This is a genomic window from Afipia sp. GW823-FHT06G09 (assembly GCF_058794875.1).
In genome coordinates this window covers 919812-946598 of record NZ_JBXAHF010000001.1, presented here as the reverse complement: position 1 = coordinate 946598, position 26787 = coordinate 919812, and the positions used below count along the sequence as shown (strand labels likewise).

Sequence of the window (26787 nt, the reverse complement as noted above, 5' to 3'; positions counted from 1 at the left end):
TGGGAGGTAACATGAAAAAACTCATTCTGGCTGCGGCTTCAGTCGCCGTGCTTGCGCTCGTTGGACCTGCCACGGCGCAATCGCCGATCGTCATCAAGTTCAGCCATGTCGTCGCGCCGAACACGCCGAAGGGGCAGGGCGCCGAGAAATTCAAGCAGCTTGCCGAGAAGTACACGAACGGCAAGGTGAAGGTTGAGGTCTATCCGAACTCCCAGCTCTACAAGGACAAGGAAGAGGTCGAAGCGCTTCAGCTCGGCGCCGTGCAGATGCTGGCGCCGTCGCTTGCCAAGTTCGGTCCGCTCGGCGTGAAGGAATTCGAGGTGTTCGATCTGCCTTACATCCTTCCGGACAAGGCGGCGCTCGGCCGCATCACCAAGGGTCCGGTGGGGCAGGGGTTGCTCGCCAAGCTTGAGCCGAAGGGCATCAAGGGACTGGCGTACTGGGACAACGGCTTCAAGATCATGACGGCCAACAAGCCGATGCATAAGGTTGCTGATTTCCAGGGCCTGAAGATGCGCATCCAGTCGTCGAAGGTGCTGGAAGCCGAGATGCGCGCGCTCGGCGCCATCCCGCAGGTGCTGGCATTCTCCGAAGTCTATCAGGCGATGCAGACCGGCGTTGTCGACGGCAACGAGAACACGCCGTCGAACGTCTACACCCAGAAGATGCACGAAGTGCAGAAGCACGCCACCATCTCGAACCACGGCTACATCGGCTATGCGGTGATCGTGAACAAGAAGTTCTGGGATGGCCTTCCGGCGGACGTGAAGCCGCAAGTCGAGAAGGCGATGGCGGAGGCGACGGAGTTCGCCAACGACATTTCGCAGAAGGAAAACGACGACGCGCTGGCGGCGATGAAGAAGGCGGGAACCACCACCTTCTACGAATTGACCCCCGCGGAGCGTGCCGAGTGGATGAAGGCCCTCGAGCCGGTCACCAACGATATGGCGTCGCGCGTCGGCAAGGATCTGATCACGGCGTTCCAGAAGGAAGCCAACGCCAAGACGAATTGAGACAGCTTTCGTGACAGGAAAGTGGTCCGGGATCGACCCGGGCCACTTTCGTCTGATAGGATGATGCGGGGCGTCAGCTGAATATCGGACCGCGCGAAGACGCGGCCGCTGCGGGTGGGGACAAACTTGAAATCATTCATGCGCATCCTCGATCGCCTCGAGGAAACCCTGATCGCGACGCTGATCGCGGCCGCAACCATCGTGATCTTTGTGGCCGTTGCGCATCGCTACACCACGGATTTCGTGGTCAGCCATCGCAGCTGGCCCGGCGCGGTGCCCGCTTATGTGTTTCTCAGCAAGATTCATCTGTCCTGGGCGCAGGAGCTTTGCATCTACATGTTCGTGTGGATGGCGAAGTTCGGCGCGGCCTATGGCGTGCGCACCGGCATTCACGTCGGTGTCGACGTTCTGGTTCTGGCGCTGAGTCCGAAGTGGCGGAAGTGGACCATCCTGTTCGGCTTGCTGTGCGGCGCGCTGTTCACCGGCATCATCGGCACCATGGGCGCCAGTTTCGTTTACGGCCTGTCGCACACCGATCAGACCTCGCCCGATCTCGAACTGCCGAGTTGGATCGTTTATCTCTGCATTCCGCTCGGATCGTATCTGATGTGCTTCCGGTTCCTGCAGGTCGCGTTCTCCTACTGGAAGACCGGCGATCTGCCGCATCACGATCATACGCACGTTGAAGGTATTGAAGTCGATACTGCGGTTGGTCCGACGCCGGAGGGCGTCCGATGACAACCGTAATCATTTTCGCGCTTCTCATCGCCTTGATGCTGACGGGTATGCCGATCTCGATCGCGCTCGGCCTGACGGTTCTCACGTTCCTGTTCTTCCTGACCAGCGTGCCGATCGAAGCGGTGGCGCTGAAGCTGTTCACGGGCATCGAGAACTTCGAGATCATGGCGATCCCGTTCTTCATCCTTGCCGGCAACTTCCTCACTCACGGCGGCGTCGCCAAACGCATGATCAATTTCGCGACCTCGATGGTCGGGCATTGGTATGGCGGCCTCGGTCTCGCGGGCGTGATGGCCTGCGCTCTGTTCGCGGCGATTTCCGGATCATCGCCTGCCACTGTGATCGCGATCGGCTCGATTTTGATGCCGGCAATGGTCGCGCAGGGCTTTCCCAAGCGCTTTGGCGCCGGCGTCATCACGACCTCGGGCGCGCTGGGGATTCTGATTCCCCCATCCATCGTGATGGTGATCTACGCGGTCGCGACCGGCGGCAGCGTAGCCTTCGGTCCCGGCGGCGAACGCGTAACATCGGCATCGGTCGGACAGTTGTTCATGGCGGGCGTGATTCCCGGACTGATGCTGGCCTCGCTGCTCGGTCTGACGACGGTCTACCGCGCATGGAAGTTCGATTATCCGCGGCTGCCCCGCGCGACATGGGTCGAACGGTTCAAGGCATTCCGCGAGTGCATCTGGGGCCTGCTGCTGATCGTGATCGTGCTCGGCGGCATTTACGCGGGCCTGTTCACGCCGACGGAAGCGGCGGCCATGAGCGCGGTCTATGCGTTCGTGATCGCGGTGTTCGTCTACAAGGACCTGACGATCAAGGACGTGCCGCGCGTGCTGCTCGGCTCCGCCAGCATGAGCGCGATGATTCTCTACATCATCACCAACGCCGTGCTGTTCTCGTTCCTGATGACCAGTGAGCAGATTCCGCAGCAACTGACCGCATGGATGCTGGAGAAGGGCGTCAACTGGGTCACCTTCCTGATCTTCGTCAATGTCCTGCTGCTGGTGGCAGGCAACGTGATGGAAGCCAGCTCCATCGTGCTGATCACCGCGCCGATCCTGTTCCCGATCGCGGTGAAGCTCGGCATTCATCCGGTGCACCTCGGCATCCTGATGGTGGTCAACATGGAGGTCGGCATGTGCCACCCGCCGGTGGGCCTCAATCTCTATGTCGCGTCCGGCATCGCCAAGATGGGCATCACTGAGCTCACGATCGCGGTGTGGCCGTGGCTGCTGACAATGCTGATGTTCTTGTTGGCCGTGACCTTCGTGCCGGAAATCTCGCTGTGGTTGCCGCGAACGTTGGGGATGCTGAATTAATGCGCGTTCACCTAGCTGTCCAAAGCTTAAGTTGAAAGCGGCGCGGCGGGTGTCATCTTCGGGGGAGTTTCACCCGGAGATGCCCCCATGAAAAAAGCTATCCTCGCCGGCGTCGCGGCAGTTGCGATCATTGGCTCGACCGCCGTTTACGCGCAGCATCGCCATCATCATCACCGCATGAGCATGGAAGATCGGGCGGCCTTCGTCGATGCGAAGATCGCGTCGGTGAAAGCCGGTCTTCAGCTCACGCCGGACCAGGAAAAGCTTTGGCCGCCGGTCGAGGCGGCGGTACGAGATTTCGCCAAGCAGCGCATGGCGCAGGCCAATGCACGCGCCAGCGAACGCGATGCGCGCCGCGCCGAACGCGACCAGAAGGGCACTCAGGACGGCAAGCCGTCAGCCCCCGATCAGACCCGCGATCCGGTCGCCCGGCTCCGTGAGCGCGCCGATCGGATGGCCGAGACCGCTGCCGGTCTGAAGAAGATCGCCGATGCCGCCGACCCGCTCTACAAGACCCTCAACGACGGCCAGAAGCGCCGGCTGGCGGTGCTGACCCGGATGGGCGGCCATCATGGCTGGCGCGGACGGGGCTTCGAGCGCGGGCTGGACGGCGACCGATTCGACCGGGATCGCCGTCCTGACCGTGATCGCGGCGCAGGCGGCTCCGAACGCCTCTGAGAGACCGGCTGAAAGCCTGTCGTTAAGGTAAAAAACCGCCGGTTTTCCGGCGGTTTTTCTCGTTCGGAACCACTCCGATTTTCCCGCCGCCCAAGGCCGGGAAAACCTTGCAACCTTGCTGGACATGGCCGTTTCGCTTTGCTAAACGACGCCGTCCTCAACGGACATCCGGATTGGATCCGGGCGCATAGCTCAGTTGGTAGAGCAGCTGACTCTTAATCAGCGGGTCCCAGGTTCGAGCCCTGGTGCGCCCACCAAACAAATCAAACAGGTTGTTGTTTTGGATTGGTGAGGGCGAGTCGATGTTTCGGCTTAGCCGACCGGTTTGTCCGGGCGGCGGATGCGTCAGAACTGCCCGGCCACCGTCAGGCGAACTGCAAGCGGTTCGACGGGATGCAGAACCCGGTCCATGACTCCATTCGCGCACACAGCCGCTGGCGGTATGCCCGCCTGGCATTGCGCGAACAGCGCGTCGGTCTTCAGCAGCGAGCCATAGGCGTAGGTGATCTGGTCGGACTTGCTGTCGGTCAGATTGTAGGCGTCGAGTTGAATGCGCCATCCGTTCTCAAACCGGTAGCCGACCTGGCCGTTGAGAAGACCTGTCGCCGGTGAAACGAAAGCGCCGTCTTCCGTGAGCGGCCGCGGCCCAAAATAACGATACCGCAATGCGCCAAACCATCCTGTCCGCTCGCCGATTCTGACACCGGCAGATGCGATCATGTTGGGCGCACCTGGAATGTAATTGCCTGGCGCATTTCCGATCTGGGCCGCGGGATAACCCGCCAGTTCGGCATAGGCCGGGGGCTGATCCGGATTGGTGCCGCGGAAGCGCGCATGCGTGACGGCAATGTCGCCGTCGAACGCCAGCCATGAGGCCGGCTGATAGTGATTGGTCCATTCGACGCCATAGCGCCGGCTGGGACGGCTCGGCTCGGTGTCGCCGGCGTCGCCGACGAACAGAATTTCGGATGCGGAATCCAGCACGAACAGACTTAGAGAACTGTCCAGACCGGGAATAAGCTTGGTGCGGATTCCGACCTCAGCTCCGCGCGTCTTGACCAGGAACGGTGATGACGACACGGCTTCGCTTGGGTCGGTTGGTGATACCTTGATGGTCACGCCTCTGGCGTCATTGCTGTGGAAGCCTTCGCCGGCGTTGATGAAGAATTCCGTCTTGGCGAACGGTCCGAACACGATGCTGGCCTTTGGGCTGCCGATTGCGGACGTCGCCTTGCCGGAATTCACCGGATTGAGAAGTGAATTGACATTGGTCGCATAGAAATCGCCGCGATAGCCGACAATGGTTCTCAGCCAGTTGGTCCAGTAAACGGTATTTTGTATGAACAGGCCGGTGCTGCCTTCCTGCACCTTGTCGTCTCGCGTGCCGGACAGGAATTGGCGCTGAACCGTGTTCGAGAGTCCGACCCTGATGGAATCGTAGCGGTTCTGTATGCCGACCTCTGTTTGCATGGGCAGGCCGGCGAAGGTGTGGTTGAACGTATGAGATGCGTTCAGACCGCCGATCACGCGACTGTCGCGCTGATGGAACTGATCCCCATTGAGAGGATCGCCGGGAGGCACCATGGCGTCGTTCAAGAAATAGGTGAAGTTGTTGTAGAGGTCGAGCGAACTCCTGATGACGTAGAAGTTGACCTTCGTGGTTCCCTCCGCCTCGGTCTTCCTGAACTGGCCAGAAATCGAGAAGCGATTGGATCTGCCGCCGTCGGTAGGATCGAGCGCGCCGTAAAGGCCGATCAGTCCTTGCGAGATCGCGCGCAGCGGAATCTGGTCGGTCGAATTCCAGCTGTTGCTGTAAGCCATGCCGGTCAGCGAGAAGCCGTTATCGGGCGTGCCCTGCGTGTAGCGGACAACGCTGTTGAGCTTGCGCACCTTGTCCGGATTGTCCCACGGGCCGTTGTAGGTGCCGGCTTCACCGGCCACGAGCAGCGTGCCGTCTCCAACTTTCCCGGATGTGATTCCGAGCATCCGGCGATACCCGAAGCTGCCGATGGTGGATGACAGCGTCGATTTCGCGATGCTGTCGATGAGATTGATGTGGACCGCACCCACCGAGGAGAAGTCGCCTTCATCGGCGAAGTAGGGGCCCTTCCTGATGTTGACCGAATGGATCAGTTCCGGGATCAGAAAATTCAGATCGGCATAGCCCTGTCCGTGGCCATGGGTGCGCATGTTGACAGGCATCCCGTCGACGGAAATGGCGAGATCCGTCCCGTGGTCGAGATTGAAGCCGCGCAGAAAGTACTGGTTGGCTTTGCCCTCGCCGCTGTGCTGCGTGATCATCAGGCCGGGAACAACCTCAAGGGCCTCAGCGGGGCGCGAGATGGGTCGTGCGTTGACCTCTTCACCACTGACATTCTTTTCGCTGGCCGAGGAAACCGGCTCGCCCATCGATGCGTCAGTGGACGGCGGCGTATTGTTGACTCTCGTTGTTGAAACGTTGCTCCGCCGATTGCCGACCACTTCGATCGAAGGAAGCGTGCTGGCGGCGGGAGCAGACGCCTGCTGAGCCGCAGTTTCGGATGCGAGCATGAGCGAGGAAACGAGGGCGACAAGTCCGGCCTGTGCGGCGTCGGTCTTGATGCGCCGCATCAGAGGCGAGCGGAAGGTTTCTTTGAAAATGGAAGGTTCGATCTCGCCCACGGCCTGTCTGCACTCAGTAATATAAAGTCGCGCCAGCCATGCTGGCGAGTATGACGATATTTCTAAATCATCATACACGAGGAAGGCAATCGAGCGAGCTCATAAAGTCGGCACCGGATGCACTGTCTGGCTCGCTCGAGCTGGGTAACCGCTCCGTTGCGGCAGCATCCGTTAAACTACGGATGCGCTGTCAGTGGCTGCTCATAAGTCGTTCTACGGCTTCGCTTTCTGTGGTGGTGCATGACAGACAACGGATAGGGCGCCAACGGCACGCTTGATATGCGCGCCGCCCGATGTCTAGAGTTGGGGAGTTTTTGAATTTCTGATTTTTCAAATTTTTCAATCAAAAGAGATTTTTCATGCTGGGTCAGATCTATCAGGTCTTTCGCGATTCAAAGTGGATGATCGCGATTACGCTGCTGCTTTGCGGCGCTCTGTTGTTGCCGAACCAGGTCATCGAACTTTATCGCATCGCGGCGATCGAAGGCGGAATTGTCGCGCTCTTTATGTTCGGAGCGGTAGCCCTTATCGGTTTGGCGATCTGGCTGGGCGCGATACAGATTGCTGCGCAAACACAGTCGTCAGGCAGTATAGCAGATCCCTGCGCGGCCAAGCTGAACAACTATCTGCCTGTCGTACTGGGAACGTTCCCGCTTTTATGCGCTGCCATCGCTCTGTTCCGCTCCCGGCCGTCACTGGACAAAGTGTCGGAGGAGGCGCGGCAGGTCGGAAGCGTGCTCCGTGTGCAGTACGACACGCTGGTCGTGGTCAAGGACACGCTCCTGATTTACGGATTCGTGTTTCTCGCGATGGCCTGTCTGATCGCAGCAGCGATGTCCATGCTGAACAGCCGCATACTCGCAGTTTCCATCAAGACAAACCGGGTCTACTTTGCAAGGCGGCGGTTCCTTGCTGCGACGGCGATTATCACCATCCTGCTTGCGGTTCTGTTCGTCCGCTACCCTGTCGGCTTTGCGAGCGCTCTCGGGAGCTTTGGCGTCCTTGCGCTGTTCACGGTCTGCCTGACCGCCGTATGCGTTCATCTCTCGTTGATCACCATCAGGGATCGCATCCCGTACATCCCGCTGATCCTGATTGGCGTGCTGCTCATTTCGCTGTTTGATCTCAACGACAATCATGTGATCAGGACGCTGCCGGCAAAATCGCCTGCGGACGGCGAAACCAGCATGCCGAAGCGCCTGAACGCCAGCGCGGCGTTTGAGACGTGGCTCGCTCAGCGCGGTCTGCCGATTGGAGGGCCCTACAACAAGAGCCCGTATCCGGTGTTCGTCGTCACGGCACAGGGCGGCGGAATTTACGCGGCGTACAACGCCGCCATATTTCTCGCTCGCATGCAGGATCTTTGCCCGACCTTTCACCATCATCTGTTCGCAATCAGCGGGGTATCTGGCGGCAGCATAGGAGCATCCACCTTTGCGGCGGCGCTGGACGCGGCAGGCAAGGCGGGTCCTCAGCCGGGCGATGTTTCGCCGGACCCCTGTCCACGAATGAGGCGCTTTCTGTCGAACGCACATGCCGACAATCTGGACATCATCGGGAACACCGAGGCGAACGTAGACCTCGCCCTGTCTTCCGATTTTCTGTCTCCGCTCCTGGCGTCAACGCTGTTTCCCGATTTCATGCAATCGCTGATTCCAAGACCCGTTGGCTCGCTTGATCGTGCCCGGGCGCTGGAGTTCACGCTCGAGTCGGCGGCGCAACAGATGTATGCGCGCAAGCAATCACCGATCGGGTCCAGTGACAGCAAGACGGTCCTGACATCGGGAAAGCCGCGAAATCTTCTGGAGGACAGTTTTCAGGCTCACTGGAGCCCATCAGGAGCGATTCCGGCCCTTCTGCTGAATGCGACCGACAGTGGTTCCGGCAAGCGCATCGTCATGTCGCCGTTCGACCTCGACAAGGCGAAGTCCGAGGCGTCTGATATTTGCGTTCTAGCGCCGGCGAAGCGCGCCGATGACTTTGCGCTCAGCACAGCGGCCTTCATTAGTGCGCGATTTCCGTGGGTGACGCCCGCGGCGACGACGCGTCTGCTCGACCCCAATCCCTGCATTGCAGACAAGCTCGTCAAGAAGATCAGGCTTGTCGACGGCGGCTACATCGACAACTCGGGCGTCGAGACTGCGCTTGATCTGGTGACCGAGATGAAGAGAGCGGTGAGGGACAAGGGTGGAGACACCGGCGGAGATCCGTTCCCGATTTATCTGATTTCCCTGTCGAGCGGTGATTTCCCGAGCAAGCGCGATTACTCCATGAACGAGTTGATGGAGCCCATCCGTGCATTGCTGAACGGGCGGGAAGCGCGGGCGGCGATCGCTCTCAACAGGGCCCGGACGGAATCCCAGATCGTAAAGGTGAGCGGCCAGCCGGAGCTGCCGCGGTTCAACCGCACCAATTTGCGGAGTTACTTCTATGATCTTCCGCTTGGCTGGGCGATGTCCGACAAGACGCGCGACATCATTGCGCTCGACAGCGGGCGGTTTTGGGATTGCCAGCCCAGTACGAGTTTTGTGCAGACAAACGTCAACCTGAGCAACGCAGATTGCGTCCAGCTTCAGATCTATCACCTGCTCAACGGTTCAGCGACTTCCGCACTGGCCGGCCTTGAACAGGCAAACAAGATAGCAGCCCGCATGGCTGACCTTGCGAAGGCGGAAGGCGACCCGCCGAAGCGTGTCGATCATGAAAATCTGCTGAGTTGCTATGAGCGTGGATGGCAGGACGAAAAGTTCAGGGAATGGGAGAAGGTCAAGGGGACGACGCTGACGCCCTACAAGAAGAATTATCTTTCCCACAATCAGGCGGAGCATGTCAGAGAATTGCTTCGTGAATGGGATCGGCTCAACACTCTCACGGACCCGTCGGTCCTGTCCGGTGTCAAGGATCCGGCCGTCCTCGCATATGTCCTCGGATCACTGTCCTACGACAGCAATGATTTCCGGCGGCTCACCGAGAATGTGACTTTCAAGTCCGCCAGCCAGATCGAGGCAAGCCCATGGTGGTCGCGAATCCAGCGGATAAACAAGATTCGCAAGGATGCGAACCCATCCGCGCAAGACGTTGATGTCAGTACGTTGATTAACAAGCCAGAGGATCTGGCCGAACTGGTTTGGGGATGGGAGAAGAATATCTTCGGCAATAACTTTCAGAGCGGGGTCTATAATTCAGCACTTAAAGAGGGCTGGAAGTACAGGCCTCGCGGCGTCTATCAGATCATCGGACGTGAGCAATACGAATCAGAAGGCCGCCGGTTGAAATTGCTCAACAAGGAGCTTGATGACAAGTTCTTGCTCAATGAGCCGGACGCGCTCTGGGACAAGAGAATTTCCGCCAAGGTTGCTTTTGCGCATTTTCTGAACTGGAGAAGCTCGAAGGTCGCTCAGGGCACGTCTGACGAGCGAGCGAAGAAGCGCAGGGATGCCGGTCTGGAAAGCAAGGCATTGCCTGCTGTTCTTGCCGAACATCCAGACGGATTTGAGCTTGCGCGCCGCAACCAGCACGACATGGGCGACGGAAAGGACGAGGATATCGTTTCCAGGCAGAGCAAGTTGTTCAAGACCTGCATTCAGCAAGCCCGGATCAAGTAGCAGCGGGTCACTCGCCGATTGACCGGTGCCCTGGCAGATGCGAATTCAGGCAACTGCCTGGAGAGATGCTATGCCTCACATCGTCTGCCATTACTCCGCATCGTCCGATATGCCGCCGCTTGGTGATGTGATGCTGGGGCTTCATCGCGCCGCCGCCTCGACCGGCGTGGTTCAGGCCGATGATCTCAAGATCCGGGCGCAGTCGTTCGCGGATTATCTCGTCGCCGGCGAGGAGCGATCGTTCTTCCATGTCGCGCTGTATCTTCTGGCCGGGAGGACCCCAGAACAGAAGGAGCGTCTCAGCATCGCGCTGCGGCAGGAACTCTCGGAGCTTTTGCCGGGCATCACCAGCATCAGCATCGACATCCGCGATATGGATCCGCTGGCTTACAAGAAACGGCTGCTCGACATTCCGTCCCGTTCCGCACGGCAGGCCTAAACCAGCAGCGGTTTGGCCGTCACGGCCATGTCCTTGAGCAGCGGAAGGAAGCGGTCGATCATCTCGCCGGTGGTGATGCGGTCGACATGCGCGCCGATATTTGCCGCCGCGACCACCGTGCCATCGTAGCGATGGATCGGCACCGAGATCGAGCGGAAGCCGGGCTCGGCCTCGCGATCGACCAGCGAATAGCCCTTGCTGCGGTCGCTGATGATGGTGGCGATGACGGTGGATTTGTCCGTGACGGTTTCCGGTGTCTGCGCCGTCAGGGTCATGGCGCCGATGGCCGACGTCAATTCGTCATTGGAGAGGCGGCCGAGCAGAACACGGCCGACCGACGTGCAATAGGCCGGCAGCCGGTAGCCGATGTCGATGCCGGCGGAAAAAACCCGCGCTGGACTGGCTCTGGCAACGAACACGGCTTCCTGTCCATCCAGAATCGCGAGCGAGCAGACTTCCCTCGCTTTCGTGGAAATATCGTCCATCAGCGGCTGCAAGACGGCGACGATCTGGTTGGACGACAGATAGGCCGAAGCCAGCGCCAGCACGCGCGGTGTCAACGAAAACAGCCGCTCGTCGCCTGCGACGAAGCCGGATTTCTGGAGGGTCAGCAGAATTCTGCGGGCGGTGGCGCGCGGCAGATTGGATGCCTTGGCGATATCGCTCAGGGTCATCGGGCGGTGTTCGGTGCCGAACGACTGCAGCACCCGAAGGCCGCGGTCGAGGCTTTCGATGAACTCGCCGCCGTCGCGTCTGGCTTCTTCTTCCTCTGCGGTGCGCTTTACGCGGGGCATGCTCGGTCGGCCGTTCTTTCCGGTCATGAGTCGATCTGCCCAGACGAGACCATAATTCGCCGAATTATGCACCCACCGCTTTGATTGGTGTCAAAAGCGACTTGAAGTCGAAGGAGAGGTCAGCCGCCTGGTCCGGCGTCGGCGAAATGCCGCTGCCAATCAGCCGCCTGGCGGCCATCTGATCGCCGGCGCGGTTGACGCTGTCCACGGCGCACAGCTTGTCCTGGCGATAGTAGAAAACCGAGAATTGCCCGTCTTCCAGCGACCCGCGAATGGCGTACCGGTTGAAATTCCGGGACAGTCCGACGGTCTGCAATTTCGCGTCGTATTGATCCGACCAGAAGCGCGGCACGCTGTCGTAAGGTCCGGTTTTTCCCGCGATGGCGAGTCCGGCCGCCTTCGCTTGATCCTGTGCATTCTGGACGGATTCCAGACGAAGCCAGCCCTGCGCGTGGGCGTTGTAGTGATTGGCGCAGTCGCCGGCTGCAAAGATATCGGGATCGCTGGTCAGGCCGTGGTCGTCGACGACGATCCCGTCGGTGCAGTTCAACTGAGCATCGCGCGCCAGTTGGTCGTTCGGAACGCCGCCGATTCCCACCAGAACGAGATCCGCGCGCAGCCGTGCGCCGCCTTGCGTGGTCACGAAGCCCGCGCGGCCATTGTGCTCTTCGATTCCCGCGACGCTCTCGTTGAGCCGCACATCGACGCCGTGCCGGCTGTGCAAGTCGAGCAGGAATTGCGAGACGACCGGCGAGACGGAACGTTCGAGCAGCCGCGAAGCACTTTCGATGATGGTGACTTTCTTGCCGAGCTTGCTGGCCGATGCCGCGACCTCAAGGCCGATGAAGCCGCCGCCGATGACAACGATCTCGGCTGCATTGCGCAGCCGTTCTTTTAGTTCGATCGCGTCACGGATGGAGCGCAGATAGCATACGCCGTCGAGATTCGCGCCGGGAAGGGCCAGCCGCCGCGCGTGAGAGCCTGTGCCGATGAACAGCTTGTCGAAAGCGAGCGTTGTGCTGCCATTGATCGAAAGCTGCCGCGCATGCCGGTCGATCGCATGCACGCGCGTATCGAGAATGAGATTGATCTGCTTGAGCCTGAAGAATGCGTCGTCGCGAAGAACGAGGCCGTCTTGCGTGACCTTGTCGAGCAGGAAATCCTTGGATAGCGGAGGGCGCTGATAGGGCAGCAGATGATCGTCGGCGACGACCGTGATGCGCTCCGCGTATCCGCTGTCGCGTGCCGACAATGCGGCCTGGATGCCGGCGTACGATGCGCCCACGACAACGAGGCCGCTCATGATTGCGCCCCGGGAATATGGACGGTCAGGGCCGTGATCGATGGCGGGAGTTTCAACTGACAGCTCAACCGGCTGGTGGGTTTGCGGGTGGCGGTGACCGAGCCGAGCAGCTCGAGTTCTTCCGGCTGCGGTGGCGCCAGACCCCCCGAATGACTGACGTCTATGTAGACATGGCACGTGGCGCAGTCGAGGCAGCCGCCGCACTCTCCATCGATTCCAGAAACGCCATTTCGGATGGCGGCGAGCATGACGCTCGTGCCGCTGTCGACGTTCACGACACTCTCTGAACCATCGGGCTGAATGAATGTGATCCGGGCCATGACCATGTCCGTTGCTGAGCGCTGTCCATAAAGTTCATTTAACGAACATATGGGCGTTCAACGAACATATCAAGCGAGCGACGCATGAGATACCTTCTATTGGCTTCGCATTTGCAGCATAAATAGGCGATGACAGTCTGCAGATTGCGCTTGCACGTTTTCCAATTTGGAGACAGTCTAACAAATATCGCACATATGTTCGTTCATCGAACATATCGAAACGGGAGCGCGAACCCGAGAGCCAAAGCAAGGCTCTTGGCTGCGCGGCCAGGTGGGGGGAGTTGCTGCGTAAGGCAATTTTTCATCTGCCTGGGCTCGCGTGTTGCGGTGGAAAGGTTTTCAATCGTTGGAGCTTCACGGCTTCAATCTGGCCCTGCGCGGGTCATCGATGTTTTCGGCAAGAAAAATCGTCTCGGGACCGGAAGGAAGAAACGCCATGATGAGCCAAGAGCAGAACGATCTGATCACCCGCACGGGCCCGGCCGATCCTGCGGGAAAGCTGCTGCGGATGTACTGGCAGCCGGCGGCCCTGGTCGATGAACTCGAGGGCCCGCGGCCGATCAGGGCCGTCAGGTTGCTCGGCGAGAACTTCGTGCTGTTTCGTGACGAGCAGGGCCGTTACGGATTGATGGATCGCGACTGCCCGCATCGCGGCGCGGACCTCGCCTTCGGCCGGCTTGAAAACGGCGGCCTGCGCTGCGCCTTCCATGGCTGGCTGTTCGACGTTCAGGGTAATTGTCTTGAGACCCCGGCCGAGCCGGTCGGTTCGGTCCTGTGCAAGAACATCAAGCAGCGCGCCTATCCCGTCGTCGAGAAGGGCGGCATCCTGTGGGCCTATCTCGGTGAGGGCGAGCCGCCCGCGTTTCCGGAGATCGACTGTTTCGTCGCGCCGGACGCCTACACCTTTGCATTCAAGGGTCTGATCGAGTGCAACTGGCTTCAGGCGCTTGAAGTCGGCATCGATCCGGCGCACGCCTCGTTCCTGCATCGCTTCTTCGAGGATGAAGATCTCGAAAAATCTTACGGCAAGCAGTTTCGCGGCGCGTCCGCAGGCAGCGATCTGCCGATGACCAAGATCCTGCGCGAATACGACCGCCCGATCATCAATGTCGAGAAAACCGAGTACGGTTTGCGGCTCGTGGCGCTGCGCCAGATCGATGACGAGCGCACTCATGTGCGTGTCACCAATCAGCTGTTCCCGCACGGCTTCGTCATTCCGATGAGCCAGGAAATGACGATCACGCAGTGGCACGTGCCGGTCGATGACACCCATTGCTACTGGTACGCGATCTTCACCAGCTACACGACGCCGGTCGACAAGAAGAAGATGCGCGAGCAGCGCCTCGATCTGTATGAACTGCCGGACTACAAGTCGCGCCGCAACAAGACCAACGATTACGGTTTCGATCCGCACGAGCAGGCCACCGAGACCTATACCGGCATGGGCCTCGACATCAACGTGCACGACCAGTGGGCCGTGGAATCCATGGGCGCGATCCAGGATCGCACGCGCGAGCATCTCGGGCAGTCCGACAAGGCGATCGTGCAATATCGCCGGCTTCTGCGTCAGGAGATCGAGAAGGCGGTTTCCGGCGGCAAACCGCTCCTGTTCCTTGACGAGGCGCATGCGCGTAGCATTCAGGGGCCTGCGACGATGGACGGCATCGGACCGACGCGCGGCTGGGAAATCTACTGGATGGAGGTCGATGTGAAGCGGCGGCGCGGTGCGCCGTGGGCTGCGCCGATCCCGACCGAGATCGCCGAGAAGGTGCCGCATCTCACCGCGGCCGAATAAGGATCTGCTGAGCCAATGTCAGGGAAAGCAACGTCATTGAGCTTTGTGGCGCGACATCGTCTTTGGTCGGAGGAGCAGAACGAAGCGGCGGTTCGCCTTCGGCGGATCGTTGAGGAGAAGGGTCTCGACACCATCCGTTTGTCGTTCCCCGATCAGCACGGGATTCTGCGCGGCAAGACGCTGGTCGCGAGCGAAGCTCTGCGCATCCTTGAAAACGGCTGTACGATCACGACGACGATGCTGGCGAAGGACACGTCACACCGAACGGTGTTTCCGGTGTTCACCGCCGGCGGCGGTTTCGGGATGACCGAAATGCAGGGCGCCGCCGACGTCCTGATGATACCCGATCCATCGACCTTCCGGGTGCTGCCCTGGGCGCCGACCACCGGCTGGATTCTGTGCGATGTTCATTTCGCCGACGGACGCGCGGTGCCGTTCGCAACGCGCGGTCTGTATAGGTCCGTGCTGAACAAGCTGTCCGCGCGCGGCTATGATTTCATGGCCGGGCTTGAGGTCGAGTTTCACGTCTTCAAGGTCAACGATCCGAAGATGCAGCCGGCCCATGCGGGCCAGCCCGGCGAGCCCCCGGATGTCAGCCTGCTGTCCCACGGCTATCAGTATCTGACCGAGCAACGCTACGACGAGATGGAGCCGGTGCTCGAACTGATCCGGCGCGACGTGGTGGCGCTCGGACTGCCGCTGCGCTCGATCGAGGTTGAGTTCGGCCCCAGCCAGTGCGAGTTCACCTTCGCTCCGACCGTTGGGCTTGATCCGGCCGATACGATGGTGCTGTTCCGCAGTGCGGTGAAGCAGATCTGTCACCGGCACGGCTATCACGCAACCTTCATGTGCCGCCCGCGCATTCCCAACGTCGTGTCGTCGGGATGGCATCTGCACCAGTCGCTGGTGTCGCGCGCCGATGGCCGCAATGCCTTTATGTCCGATGCTGACGGCGAATTCCTCTCGGACTTGGGCAAGGGTTATCTCGGCGGATTGCTCGAACACGCCCGCGCGGCGACCGTGTTCACGACGCCGACCATCAACGGCTACAAGCGTTACCGGTCCTATTCGCTGGCGCCGGATCGCGCGATCTGGGGACGGGATAACCGCGGCGTGATGATCCGCGTTCTGGGTGGGCCGAGGGACCCGGCCACGCGGTTCGAAAACCGGGTGGGCGAGCCTGCGGCAAACCCGTACCTTTACATGGCGTCGCAAATCCTGTCTGGGCTGGACGGCGTGGACCGCGGCATTGACCCCGGCCCCTCCGCCGATACACCTTATGAGACCAAGGCCAGCCTGCTGCCGAAGTCGCTGCGCGAAGCGGTTTTCGCGCTGAACGACGATCGCTTTTTCAGGAACGCAATGGGCGCGGAACTGGTAGACTATTACGTCCACATCAAGAACGCCGAGATCGAGCGCTTCCAGGCTGAAGTCACCGAATGGGAGCAGCGCGAGTATTTCGGGATGTTTTGATCGCTGGCGCCAAGCGAGATCGAATAAAACAAAAACAGGAGCAGGGGACCACAATGAAAAAGGCATTTAAATACGCGTGTGCGCTGACTGTCGCCGGACTGATGTCGGGAGCAGCCCAGGCGGATACGATCAAGGTTGGCGTCATCGGCACCATGTCGGGTCCCTATGCGCTGTTCGGCCAGAACTTCAAGGCGGGTATCGATGCCTGGGTGGCGGAGAACGGCTCGAAGGTCGCGGGTCACGACGTCGAGTTCATCTACCGCGACGAGGAATCGCCGAATCCTGCGAAGTCCAAGGCGCTGGCGCAGGAACTGATCGTCAAGGACAAGGTGCAGTACATCGCGGGCCTTTATTTCACGCCCGATGCCATGGCCGTCGCGCCGCTGCTTGAAGAAGCCAAGACGCCGATGATCGTCTTCAATGCTGCGACGTCTGCGATTGTCGAGAAGAGCCCGTACATCGTCCGCACCTCCTTCACCATGTGGCAGAACACGGTTCCTGCCGCGAAGGTCGCGAAGGCAAAGGGCGCGAAGAAGGTGGCGATCGCCGTCACCGATTACGGTCCGGGCATCGATGCAGAGGCCGCATTCAAAAAGACGTTTGAAGCCGATGGCGGAACGATCGTCGAAGCCATCCGCATGCCGATCGCCACCACCGATTTCAGCCCGATCATGCAGCGCATCAAGAGCTCGGGCGCCGACACCATCTTTACCTTCCTGCCGGCCGGACCTCCGACGCTTGGCTTCGTGAAGGGCTATATCGACAACGGTCTGAAGGCCGCCGGCGTCAAGCTGATCTCGACCGGTGACGTGGTGACCGAGCCCGACCTGCCGAACATCGGCGACAATGGCCTCGGCATCCTGTCCACCTATCACTATGCGGTGTCGCATGCCTCGCCGGAGAACAAGGCGTTCCTCGAGCGGCTGGCTAAGGTCGGAACGAATGCCGACAACGTCACGATGACGTCGGTGGCGGCCTATGACGGCGCACGCGTGATCTACAAGATGATCGAGGCCACCAAAGGCCAGCGCGATCCGGAGAAGGCCGTTGCCGCGGTCAAGGGCATGAAGTGGGTCAGCCCGCGCGGGCCGGTGTCGATCGACCCGACCACGCGGCACATCACGCAGAACGTTTACCTGCGCGAAGTGGCGAAAGAGAATGGCAAGCTGATCAACAAGGAGCTTCAGACGTTCGAGGCTCAGCCCGACTGGGCCTTGGTCAAGAACTGAGCCACATACTTGCCTCTCAAGGATTGGCGCGAGTTCGCTCGCGCCAATCTTTTAACTAACGGACATATTGGCCGAGCAATGCCGCACAGCCCGGACTCCCTGCGATTCATCAATGCGCGGATCTACCGATCCGCCGATGACACGCGGCCGGTCAATGCTCTTGTCACCCGAAAGGGGGCAATCCATTGGGCTGGGGATAGAGAGGACGCGCCGGAGGCGGCCCGCACCATCGACATGCAGGGCGCGACGATCATTCCGGGCCTGACCGATGCGCATGTCCATCTGTTCGCCATCGCCAATGAGCGGCAACAGATTTCGCTGAATGGACCGGACGTGCACAGCATTGCCAACGTCCTCCATCGCATTTCAGGAGCCGTGCGAAGTTCCGCACCCGCGCAATGGATCAGGGCGGTCGGGTTCGATGAGAACAATCTCGCCGAACATCGCTATCCCACACGCGATGAGATCGACGCGGTTGCACCCGATCATCCGGTCATTATTCGCCGCTTTTGCGGGCACACTGCGATCCTCAACAGCGCTGCGCTGAGGCTGCTTCAGATCGGCGATGGTGTTTCCGATCCGTCCAGTGGATCGTTCGGGCGCGATGCGCGCGGCCGGTTGGACGGCAGCGCCAAGGAAAGTGCTGCGGAAGCGGTGTTTCGCGCGATCCCGGCCGTTGATCCAGCCGCGATGGCTGCTTCCTTGCGTGAAACCATCGAAGACAGCATCCGCATGGGTCTGACCGCCGCTGTCGAGGCCGCCGTTGGCTTCACAAGCGGGTTCGACGATGAATTTGCGGTATGGAAGTTGCTTCGTCAGGAGGTCTCGTTTTCGCCGATCCGTCTTGGGTTCATGTATCAGCTCGATCCGAAAGATGCCGCCATGCGCGGTTTCACGCCGCGCCGCGATCCGGATTGGCAGGCGATGACGTTGAAGTTTTTCGCGGACGGTATTGTCGGCGCGCGCACTGCGGCAGTCAGCAAACCGTTCGCAGATACGAGCTCAACGGGTTTCTTCATGCGCGATGAAGATGATCTTGAACGGGTGATTGTCCAGGCGCATCTCGATGGCTGGCAGACGGCGATCCATTGCGTGGGCGACCGCGCATCCGCGCGGGTGATCTCCGCGTTTGAACGCGCCGAAAGGGCGCTGCCCGGACAACAGCCGCGTCACCGAATCGAGCACTATTTCGTTCCGCCGGACGGTGGCCTTGCACGCATGAAGGCGCTCGGCGCCTTGATCGTGACGCAGCCGAGCTTCCTGACGCGGATGCGACGCTCGATCCTGGAAGCATTCGGCCCGGATGCCCACAGCAAATATCCTGCACGATCGGTGATCGATGCCGGTGTCACCTATGTCGGAAGCTCCGACGCGCCGACCGGGCACGTCTCGCCATGGATCGGCATGGCGAATGCCGTGGACCGCGGAGTGTCGCTCGGTTCTCCGATTGGAGCGGATGAGGCTCTGACTCGCCGGCAGGCCGTCGGCAGTTACATCCATGGCGGCGCTGTCGCCATGAAGCAGGAAGACTGGCGCGGCGCGCTGATGCCGGGAATGGCCGCGGACTTCATCGCCATCGACCGTGATCCTTTCGATACATCCACCGATCTCGCCACCATCAACGTATTGATGACGGTGCTGCGCGGCGCTGTGCGTCACGATGCGCTGTCGGCCGTTGCCGAGATGCCGGCGGAGGTGCACTGATGCTGACCGTGGTGAGCATCCTGCTGGACGCGATTTCCTACGGAATGGTGCTGTTCACCATTTCCATAGGCCTGTCGATCATGATGGGACTGATGCGCGTGGTGAATCTCGCCCATGGCGCGTTCGCCATGATCGGCGGCTATCTCGCGTCGTATGCGCTCAAGACGATGGGCGTCAGCTATCCGATTGCTATCGTACTGGCTGTGATCGGCACGATCCTGATCTCGATTCCGTTCGAGGTTCTGCTGTATCGCCGCATCTATCGTCATTCGGATGCATTGACCCAGCTTCTCCTCACCATCGGAATTACTTTTGTCATCATTGGGCTGGCGAATTTCACGCTCGGCCCGACCTCGAAGCCGATTCCGCTACCGGCGGCGCTGAGCGGTCCGTTCGATCTTGGCTTCCGCATGATCTCGACGCACCGGTTACTGGTGATCGCCTGCGGGCTCGTGACGGCTTTGGCGCTATGGCTGCTGATCGACAAGACGGAGTTCGGTGTGCGCATGCGCGCTGCGGTCGATAATGGCGATATGGCGGAATCGCTCGGCATTCGGACACAGTGGATTTATTCGGCGACCTTTGCGCTGGCGGTGGGCCTCGCCGCATTCGGTGGTGTGCTGGGCGCAGAAATGCTGCCGATCGAACCGTTCTATGCGCTCCGCTACATGGTCACGTTTCTCGTGGTCGTGTCGGTGGGCGGCGCGGGGTCGATCCTTGGCGCACTGGCGGCATCGTTGTTTCTCGGGCTCGCGGATACCACCGGCAAATATCTGGCGCCGGAGTTCGGCGAGTTCTTCTTCTATCTTGCGGTGATCCTGACGGTGTTCCTGTTCCCGCGCGGTCTTCTCGGACGGGCGCACTGACATGACCGAGCAGGCCATCAAATACGACATGCCGCGGCCGGGATTTCCGCTCCAGCAGGAGATCCTTGGCCTTCTCACAGTCGCGGTCGTTGGCGCGATCGGCTATTTCGCGTTTCCCGATGATCTCGCATTCTTGACGCGGCTGATCAGCATCACGTTTCTGGTGCTTTCGCTCGATCTCGTGACGGGCTATTGCGGAGTTGCCACGCTGGGGCAAGCGGCGCTGTTCGGTGTTAGCGCCTATGCGGTCGGCAACGCTTGTATCGCCGGCATCACAAATCCGCTGATCCTGCTCGCCATTGGCGCCTTCACCGGCTCGGTGATGGGTCTGATCTCCGGCGCGCTGATCACGCGCTTTCATGGTTTGCCGCAGCTCGTGTTGTCGATTGCGATCGGCCAGCTCGTCAGTTCGCTTGCCAACAAGCTCTCCTCGCTGACCGGCGGCAGCGATGGCCTGTCCGGCATCACGCCGGGGAAAATCTTTGGCGTGTTCGCGTTCGATATGTACAGCCGGACGTCGTACATCTTCTCACTGGTAACGCTCGCCGTCGTGATGGCGCTGTTGCTGAGGTTTGTGCGCTCGCCCTTCGGCCTGCTGTGTCGCGGCATCAAGGACGACAGCCTCCGTGCGCTGATGATCGGGGCATCGGCTTATCCGCGGCTTGTCGTGATGTACGGCGTGTCCGGAATCGTTGCAGGAATCGGCGGAGCGCTGATGGCGATCAACACCGGCGTGGTCGGGCTGGACAGCGTCAGCTTCGAGCGGTCCGCCGAGGTGCTGGTGATGCTGGTGCTGGGCGGGGCAGGCAATCTGTGGGGCGCGCTCGCAGGTGCGGTGATCTTCCAGATTTTCGAACACATTGTGTCTGCGGCCAATCCGTTCCACTGGATGACACTGGTCGGACTTCTTCTCATCGTCATCGTAATCTTCGCGCCGGGCGGCCTCGGGCACAGCGTCGCCTCACTCTGGGCGTCGTTGTCACAGCGGAGGGCCGGATCATGAGTCCGCTGCTCGAACTGCGGAACGTCTCCAAGTCGTTCGGCGGTCTGCATGTCAACCGTGACATCTCTTTCAGTCTGGGCAAGGGTGATCGCGTCGCGCTGATCGGCCCGAACGGCGCGGGCAAGACGACGTTGGTCAACGTGATTTCCGGTGACCTCTCGCCATCCGACGGGAATATCTTCTTCGAGGGCAATGACCTGACGGCGGTGTCGATTCCCGGCCGCGTCCGGCAGGGGCTGGCGCGGACATTCCAGATCACCCGGCTGTTCACCAGTCTCTCGGTCGCCGAAAACGTCGCGCTGGCCGTCATGCAGCGCAAGGGTCTCACGCGCCGGTTCTTCTCGGTGGAGACGTTCGCGCCGCCGGTTCGCGACGAATGGATGCACATTCTGGGCATGCTCGGCATCGCGCATCTGGCGCAGCTTCCCGTCGCGAAACTGGCCTATGGCCAGCAGCGTCTGCTTGATCTCGCCATCGGTCTCGCGTTAACGCCGAAGGTGCTGATGCTGGACGAGCCGGCGGCGGGCGTTCCGCACGACGAAGCGCCGAAGATTCTCGACGCGATCAATCGCCTGCCGTCCGACATCGCCGTTCTGATGATCGAGCATGACATGGACCTTGTGTTCAGGTTCGCGAAACGCGTGCTCGTGCTGGCCAACGGCCGTCTGATTTTCGAAGGCAGTCCGCAGGACGTCACGAAGGATGATGAAGTCCGCCGCGCCTATCTGGGGAGCTACGCCGATGCCAGCCGCACGGCTTGAGGTCGAACGTCTGAGCGCGGGCTACGGCCCGACGCAGATCGTCTCGGATATGTCATTCGAGGTGCCGGCCGGCGGCCGTCTCGCGATCCTCGGACGCAACGGCGTCGGCAAGACGACGTTGCTGGCGACACTGATGGGACTGTCGACGCGGCATCGGGGACGCATTGTCGCGGACGGGCAGGACATCAGCGCCATGAGAACCTCCGCGCGTGCGCTGTGCGGCCTGGGTTATGTGCCGCAGACTCGCGATATTTTCGGTTCGCTTACCGTGGAAGAAAACCTCTCGACAGGATTCAAGACGCGCGAGCGGGACGGCCTTGCCGGGATTTATGAGATGTTTCCGCGTCTGGCGGAACGCCGCCGTCATCTCGGGCTGCAACTGTCCGGCGGCGAGCAGCAGATGCTGTCGATGGCGCGAACGTTGCTTGGAAAGCCGTCGATCCTGCTGCTGGATGAGCCGCTGGAAGGGCTTGCGCCGGTGATCTGCGACCAGTTGATGGAAACCATCTCCCGGCTCGCGACCAGCGGCGACATGACGATCATCCTAGTCGAGCAGCAGATCGAGCGAGCGCTCAACTTCGCGGATCGCGTCATGGTGGTCGAGCGCGGCCGCGCGGTCTGGGAAGGCCTGTCCGAGGAACTGAAATCGGACCGGGCGCTGGTGAACCGGTTGCTCGGTGTGGGCATCCACTGACTGAATTGATATGCTGGCGGGAACAACGAAAAGAAGACGCCCATGACTCTGATCTATCCGCGGGAAAGCAACGCCGCCCACGCGCCGCGACTGTCGCCGGCCTACAAGAGCACGGTGCTGCGTTCGCCGACGAAGCCGCTTGTCATTGTCCCGCATACGCTGTCGGAACTGACCGGGCCGGTCTACGGCCATGAGACGGTGCGCGAGAATGACAACGATCTCACCATTCAGCACAAGGGCGAGCCGCTCGGCGAGCGCATCATTGTCCACGGCCATGTGCGGGATGAGGATGGCCGCGGTGTGCCGAATACATTGCTCGAAGTGTGGCAGGCCAACGCCTGTGGACGCTACATCCACGTTGTCGATCAGCATCCCGCGCCGCTCGATCCGAACTTCACAGGCGCAGGCCGCGCGCAGACCGATGCTGACGGCTACTACAGGTTCATCACTATCAAGCCCGGCGCGTATCCGTGGGGCAATCATCCCAATGCATGGCGGCCCGCCCATATTCATTTCTCGGTGTTCGGGCATTCGTTCATCTCGCGCATCGTGACCCAGATGTATTTTCCGGGCGATCCACTGTTCGCTTACGATCCGATCTTCAATTCAGTGACCGACGAGAAGGCGCGGATGCGGATGGTGTCGAGCTTCGACCTTGAACACACCAAGCCCGACTGGGCGCTCTGCTACCGTTTCGACATTGTATTGCGCGGGCGCAACGCCACACCGCTGGATAACGACTGATGAGCAACATCACGCCTTCACAGACCGTCGGTCCTTATTTCAAGTACGGCCTGACGCCCGGCAACGATTACGCGTGGAATGACGCGTTCAGCAACGATCTGGTCACGCCGGATGTGTCCGGCGAACGCATCCGTGTTGTCGGGCAGGTGTTCGACGGCGAGGGAAAGGTCATCCCGGACTCCATGCTGGAGATCTGGCAGGCGGATGCGCAGGGGCGCTTCGCCGATCCGCAGGATGAACGCGCCGCTCCGAACGCCCCGTTCAAGGGCTTTGGCCGCTGCGGAGCCGATGCGAACGGCGGGTTTGAATTCCGCACCATCAAGCCCGGTCCGGTGCCGGATCCGGGCGGCAAACAGCAAGCTCCGCACATCCTTCTGGCGGTGTTCGCGCGTGGCATGACGCAGCAGGCGATCACGCGGATTTATTTCGAAGACGAGGCCGCCAACGCCGCCGATCCGATCCTTGCGCTTGTGCCGGCGGAGCGGCGCGCAACGCTGATTGCGAAACGCGAGCGGGGTGACGTCGCGACCTACCGGCTTGACGTCCATCTGCAGGGCGACAGGGAAACCGTGTTCTTCGATCTCTAGCGCGGCGTCAGACTGGCAGCGCGATCGAGTATTTCACCTGACTGAGCGCGAAGCTGGACTCGATCGAGGCGATGCCGTCGAGCCGTGTCAGTTTGGTCTTGAGGAACGCTTCATAGGACGGAAGGTCGGCGGTGACGACACGCAGCAGGTAATCGCGATTGCCGGTCATCAAGTAGCATTCCAGCACTTCTTCCCATTTCGAGATCGCCTTGGCGAAGCGGTTGAGATCCTCTTCCTTCTGCCGCTCAAGCTTGATCGAAATGAAGACGCTGACTGGAAGCCCGACCGACTTCTGGTCCACCATCGCGATGTAGCGCGAGATCACGCCGCGCTCCTCGAGCAGTTTCACCCGGCGGTGGCAGGGCGATACTGACAGTCCGACCCGATCGGCAAGGTCCTGCATGGTGACGCGGCTATCGGACTGAAGAATCGCCAGGATCTTGCGGTCGATTGCGTCGAGGTCTGTCATTGGTGCAAAATCTCAATAATTTGCGAAATATTGGTATGATATACCAATATTTCGATACCAGTCGAGATGATTTGAGATTTTTCAGCGCCCGGTGAGGACTAGCATTGGCGCCGGACCCCTTCATTCCGGTGAACGCCATGCCCATCGACCCCTCTCGTCTTGAAATCCTGTCCGCGCTCGCCCGCAAGGCGCTGTGGCTGTCGTCGTGGACCATCCATCATGCCAATCACATCCGTCCGGATTCCGATGGGTTGAAAGTCGGCGGCCATCAGGCCTCATCGGCGTCGCTGGCGACCATCATGTCGGCGCTCTATTTCGGCGTGCTCAAGCCTGAGGACCGCGTCGCGGTGAAGCCCCACGCCAGCCCCGTGTTTCATGCGATCCAGTATCTGCTCGGGCAGCAGACCCGCGAGAAGCTGGAGAATTTCCGCGGCTTCAAGGGCGCGCAGTCCTATCCCTCGCGCACCAAGGACATCGACGACGTCGACTTCTCCACCGGCTCGGTTGGCCTCGGCGTGGCGCAGACGCTGTTCTCGTCGCTGGTACAGGACTACGTGAAGTCCCATGGCTGGATGAAGGACCGGCCCGAAGGCCGCATGATCGCGCTGGTCGGCGACGCCGAGCTCGATGAAGGCAACATTTTCGAGGCGTTGCTGGAGGGCTGGAAGCAGGGCCTGCGCAATACCTGGTGGATCATCGACTACAACCGCCAGAGTCTCGACGCGGTGATCCACGAAGGATTGTGGGAAAAACTGGAGACCATGTTCCGCAATTTCGGCTGGGATGTGGTGATCGTGAAATACGGCAAGCTGATGCAGGCTGCGTTCGCGGAGCCGGGCGGGGAGGCGCTGCGCAAGTGGATCGATAGCTGCCCGAACCAGATGTATGCGGCTCTGTGCTTCCAGGGCGGTGCTGCATTTCGCAAACACCTGCTCGACGACATAGGCGATCAGGGCGCGGTGACGAAACTGATCGAGAAGCGCAGCGATGACGAACTGCTGGCGCTGATGTCCAATCTCGGCGGCCACGACATGGCGAGCATGCTGGAAGCCTTCGAGGCGATCGATCACGATCGGCCGGTGTGCTTCATCGCCTACACCATCAAGGGGGTCGGCCTGCCGTTCCAGGGCCACAAGGACAATCATGCCGGGCTGATGACGGTTTCTCAGATGGAAACCTTCCGCGCGGCGCAAAACATCCGTCCGGGTCACGAATGGGATCGGCTGGAAGGCTTGTCGCTCGATCATGCGCGCATCGAAAAATTCCTGAAGAATGTGACCTTCGCGCGGGATGGCGCACGGCGATTCGATGCACCGAAGATCGAGGTGCCTGCACAACTCAATGTGACGCTGACGCCGCGCATGGCGACGCAGCAGGGCTTTGGCCTGATCCTCAATGAACTGGCGCGCGGCGACACAAAACTCGCAGAGCGCATTGTCACCACGTCGCCAGACGTCACGGTTTCGACCAATCTCGGCCCGTGGGTGAACCGGCGCGGTCTGTTTGCGATGGCCGAGAACACCGACCTGTTCCGCAAGGAGAAGATCCCCTCGACCTTCGCATGGGACTATTCACCGAAGGGCCAGCACATGGAGCTTGGCATCGCTGAGATGAATCTCTTCATCATGCTGTCCGCGCTCGGCCTGTCCCATTCCATCAATGGCGAACGGCTCCTGCCGGTCGGCACGCTGTACGATCCGTTCATCGAGCGCGGCCTCGATGCGCTGAACTATGCCTGTTATCAGGATGCGCGTTTCATGGTGGCGGCGACGCCGTCGGGGATTACGCTGGCGCCGGAAGGCGGCGCGCACCAGTCGATTGCGACGCCCTTGATCGGCATGGCGCAGGATGGGCTCTCGTCATTTGAGCCTGCCTTTGTGGACGAACTTGCAGTCATCATGCGCTGGGGCTTCGAACACATGCAGCGCGACGAGGACGGAGGCTCGGTTTATCTTCGGCTGTCGACACGCACGCTGGATCAGCCGCAGCGAACGATGACGCCGGAACTTGCGAGCGACATTGCCGCGGGCGCTTACTGGCTGCGCAAGCCGGGGCCGAATGCCGAATTGGTGATCGCTTACACCGGCGCCGTTGCGCCGGAAGCCATCGAGGCGACGGGATTGCTTGGCGAGTCACGCCGGGACATCGGCCTGCTTGCGATTACGTCTGCGGATCGGTTGCACTCCGGCTGGAGCGCATCGCGGAAACTTCGCCGCAACGGAGGTCCGCGTGAACCGAGCCATATCGAGCGGTTGCTTGCGCCGCTGCCGCGCGACTGCGGGCTGATCACTGTGATTGACGGTCACCCGGCGACGCTGGCGTGGCTTGGCAGTGTGCATGGCCATCGCGTGGAGGCGCTTGGTGTCGAGAAGTTCGGCCAGACCGGCACTGTCGGTGACCTCTATGCGCACTACGGCCTCGATGCCAACACCATCATCGATGCGGCGGCGGGGCTCACGTTCGGTTCGCCGATCCGGCATCGCAAGATGGCGGTGTGATAGGCGCTCGGCGCGGCTTTTAACCACGCGAGGCATCCGCGAGGTGACCGGTGAAATGCCGAGTTGACCCGACGCGGCAACCGCAGCA

The 26787-nt window shown here is 60.8% G+C and carries 22 protein-coding genes and 1 tRNA gene; 18 read left to right on the top strand and 5 right to left on the bottom strand.

Annotated features, from left to right (window positions below; all coding sequences use genetic code 11):
- Positions 1–11: 11 nt before the first annotated feature.
- The 5 genes from AC1Q67_RS04695 (at position 12) to AC1Q67_RS04675 (ending at position 4011) form a co-directional block, all read left to right on the top strand.
- A complete protein-coding gene (locus AC1Q67_RS04695) occupies positions 12–1013 on the top strand; it encodes a TRAP transporter substrate-binding protein (RefSeq protein ID WP_024576309.1) in 1002 nt (333 codons plus the stop codon).
- Positions 1014–1151: 138 nt separating this feature from the next.
- The gene (locus tag AC1Q67_RS04690) at positions 1152–1751 is read left to right on the top strand and encodes a TRAP transporter small permease (protein ID WP_492235007.1); all 600 of its coding nucleotides are present in this window, start codon (positions 1152–1154) and stop codon (positions 1749–1751) included.
- Positions 1748–3076: a TRAP transporter large permease gene (locus AC1Q67_RS04685; RefSeq protein WP_492235008.1), complete on the top strand. Its 1329-nt coding sequence runs from the start codon at positions 1748–1750 to the stop codon at positions 3074–3076. The genes AC1Q67_RS04690 and AC1Q67_RS04685 overlap by 4 nt, the downstream gene beginning before the upstream one ends.
- Before the next feature lie 87 nt (positions 3077–3163).
- Positions 3164–3754 carry a Spy/CpxP family protein refolding chaperone gene (locus AC1Q67_RS04680; RefSeq protein WP_492235009.1) on the top strand — a complete coding sequence of 197 codons (591 nt, stop codon included), beginning with the start codon at positions 3164–3166 and terminating at the stop codon, positions 3752–3754.
- A gap of 181 nt (positions 3755–3935) precedes the next feature.
- Positions 3936–4011, top strand: a tRNA-Lys gene (locus AC1Q67_RS04675).
- A gap of 88 nt (positions 4012–4099) precedes the next feature.
- On the opposite strand, the gene AC1Q67_RS04670 is transcribed toward AC1Q67_RS04675, so the two are convergent.
- The gene (locus AC1Q67_RS04670) at positions 4100–6163 is read right to left on the bottom strand and encodes a TonB-dependent receptor (protein WP_492235706.1); all 2064 of its coding nucleotides are present in this window, start codon (positions 6161–6163) and stop codon (positions 4100–4102) included.
- Positions 6164–6774: 611 nt separating this feature from the next.
- Here AC1Q67_RS04670 and AC1Q67_RS04665 point away from each other — a divergent pair.
- Together AC1Q67_RS04665 and AC1Q67_RS04660 are read left to right on the top strand one after the other, a co-directional pair.
- Positions 6775–10020 (top strand): hypothetical protein, encoded by a 3246-nt coding sequence (locus AC1Q67_RS04665; protein ID WP_492235010.1) that lies wholly within the window; start codon positions 6775–6777, stop codon positions 10018–10020.
- 70 nt (positions 10021–10090) lie between these two features.
- Positions 10091–10459, top strand: a complete 369-nt coding sequence (locus tag AC1Q67_RS04660) for a 5-carboxymethyl-2-hydroxymuconate Delta-isomerase (RefSeq protein WP_024576303.1) — start codon at positions 10091–10093, stop codon at positions 10457–10459.
- On the opposite strand, the gene AC1Q67_RS04655 is transcribed toward AC1Q67_RS04660, so the two are convergent.
- The 3 genes from AC1Q67_RS04655 to AC1Q67_RS04645 form a co-directional block, all read right to left on the bottom strand.
- Positions 10456–11253 (bottom strand): IclR family transcriptional regulator domain-containing protein, encoded by a 798-nt coding sequence (locus AC1Q67_RS04655; protein ID WP_024576302.1) that lies wholly within the window; start codon positions 11251–11253, stop codon positions 10456–10458. The two genes, AC1Q67_RS04660 and AC1Q67_RS04655, sit on opposite strands and share 4 nt — an antisense overlap.
- A gap of 64 nt (positions 11254–11317) precedes the next feature.
- Entirely contained in the window at positions 11318–12556 is a 1239-nt protein-coding gene (locus AC1Q67_RS04650) for an NAD(P)/FAD-dependent oxidoreductase (protein WP_492235011.1), read from the bottom strand.
- Entirely contained in the window at positions 12553–12876 is a 324-nt protein-coding gene (locus tag AC1Q67_RS04645; RefSeq protein WP_492235012.1) for a 2Fe-2S iron-sulfur cluster-binding protein, read from the bottom strand. The genes AC1Q67_RS04650 and AC1Q67_RS04645 overlap by 4 nt, the downstream gene beginning before the upstream one ends.
- 436 nt (positions 12877–13312) lie before the next feature.
- Here AC1Q67_RS04645 and AC1Q67_RS04640 point away from each other — a divergent pair, with 436 nt between their 5' ends.
- From AC1Q67_RS04640 to pcaG, 10 genes are all read left to right on the top strand, one after another.
- A complete protein-coding gene (locus AC1Q67_RS04640) occupies positions 13313–14671 on the top strand; it encodes an aromatic ring-hydroxylating dioxygenase subunit alpha (RefSeq protein WP_492235013.1) in 1359 nt (452 codons plus the stop codon).
- Positions 14672–14686: 15 nt separating this feature from the next.
- Positions 14687–16144 carry a glutamine synthetase family protein gene (locus AC1Q67_RS04635; RefSeq protein WP_492235014.1) on the top strand — a complete coding sequence of 486 codons (1458 nt, stop codon included), beginning with the start codon at positions 14687–14689 and terminating at the stop codon, positions 16142–16144.
- A 53-nt stretch (positions 16145–16197) separates the two neighbouring features.
- Complete coding sequence (locus tag AC1Q67_RS04630; protein WP_492235015.1) at positions 16198–17373, top strand: ABC transporter substrate-binding protein; 1176 nt, start codon at positions 16198–16200, stop codon at positions 17371–17373.
- Between the two features lie 78 nt (positions 17374–17451).
- The gene (locus tag AC1Q67_RS04625; RefSeq protein WP_492235016.1) at positions 17452–19077 is read left to right on the top strand and encodes an amidohydrolase; all 1626 of its coding nucleotides are present in this window, start codon (positions 17452–17454) and stop codon (positions 19075–19077) included.
- Positions 19077–19943, top strand: a complete 867-nt coding sequence (locus AC1Q67_RS04620) for a branched-chain amino acid ABC transporter permease (RefSeq protein ID WP_492235017.1) — start codon at positions 19077–19079, stop codon at positions 19941–19943. The genes AC1Q67_RS04625 and AC1Q67_RS04620 overlap by 1 nt, the downstream gene beginning before the upstream one ends.
- Position 19944: 1 nt before the next feature.
- Positions 19945–20946, top strand: a complete 1002-nt coding sequence (locus AC1Q67_RS04615) for a branched-chain amino acid ABC transporter permease (RefSeq protein ID WP_492235018.1) — start codon at positions 19945–19947, stop codon at positions 20944–20946.
- On the top strand, positions 20943–21707 hold the full coding sequence (locus tag AC1Q67_RS04610) for an ABC transporter ATP-binding protein (protein WP_492235019.1): 765 nt from the start codon (positions 20943–20945) through the stop codon (positions 21705–21707). The genes AC1Q67_RS04615 and AC1Q67_RS04610 overlap by 4 nt, the downstream gene beginning before the upstream one ends.
- Positions 21688–22401, top strand: a complete 714-nt coding sequence (locus AC1Q67_RS04605) for an ABC transporter ATP-binding protein (protein ID WP_492235020.1) — start codon at positions 21688–21690, stop codon at positions 22399–22401. Before AC1Q67_RS04610 ends, AC1Q67_RS04605 begins: the two co-directional genes overlap by 20 nt.
- Before the next feature lie 42 nt (positions 22402–22443).
- Positions 22444–23145: a protocatechuate 3,4-dioxygenase subunit beta gene (pcaH, locus tag AC1Q67_RS04600; RefSeq protein ID WP_492235021.1), complete on the top strand. Its 702-nt coding sequence runs from the start codon at positions 22444–22446 to the stop codon at positions 23143–23145.
- Positions 23145–23732 carry a protocatechuate 3,4-dioxygenase subunit alpha gene (gene pcaG / locus AC1Q67_RS04595; protein ID WP_492235022.1) on the top strand — a complete coding sequence of 196 codons (588 nt, stop codon included), beginning with the start codon at positions 23145–23147 and terminating at the stop codon, positions 23730–23732. Before pcaH ends, pcaG begins: the two co-directional genes overlap by 1 nt.
- Before the next feature lie 7 nt (positions 23733–23739).
- On the opposite strand, the gene AC1Q67_RS04590 is transcribed toward pcaG, so the two are convergent.
- Positions 23740–24201, bottom strand: coding sequence for an Lrp/AsnC family transcriptional regulator (locus AC1Q67_RS04590; RefSeq protein ID WP_024576289.1), 462 nt, complete (start codon positions 24199–24201; stop codon positions 23740–23742).
- Between the two features lie 137 nt (positions 24202–24338).
- Between AC1Q67_RS04590 and AC1Q67_RS04585 the strand changes: the two genes are divergently transcribed.
- Positions 24339–26699 (top strand): thiamine pyrophosphate-binding protein, encoded by a 2361-nt coding sequence (locus AC1Q67_RS04585; protein ID WP_492235023.1) that lies wholly within the window; start codon positions 24339–24341, stop codon positions 26697–26699.
- The last annotated feature ends 88 nt before the right edge of the window (positions 26700–26787 follow it).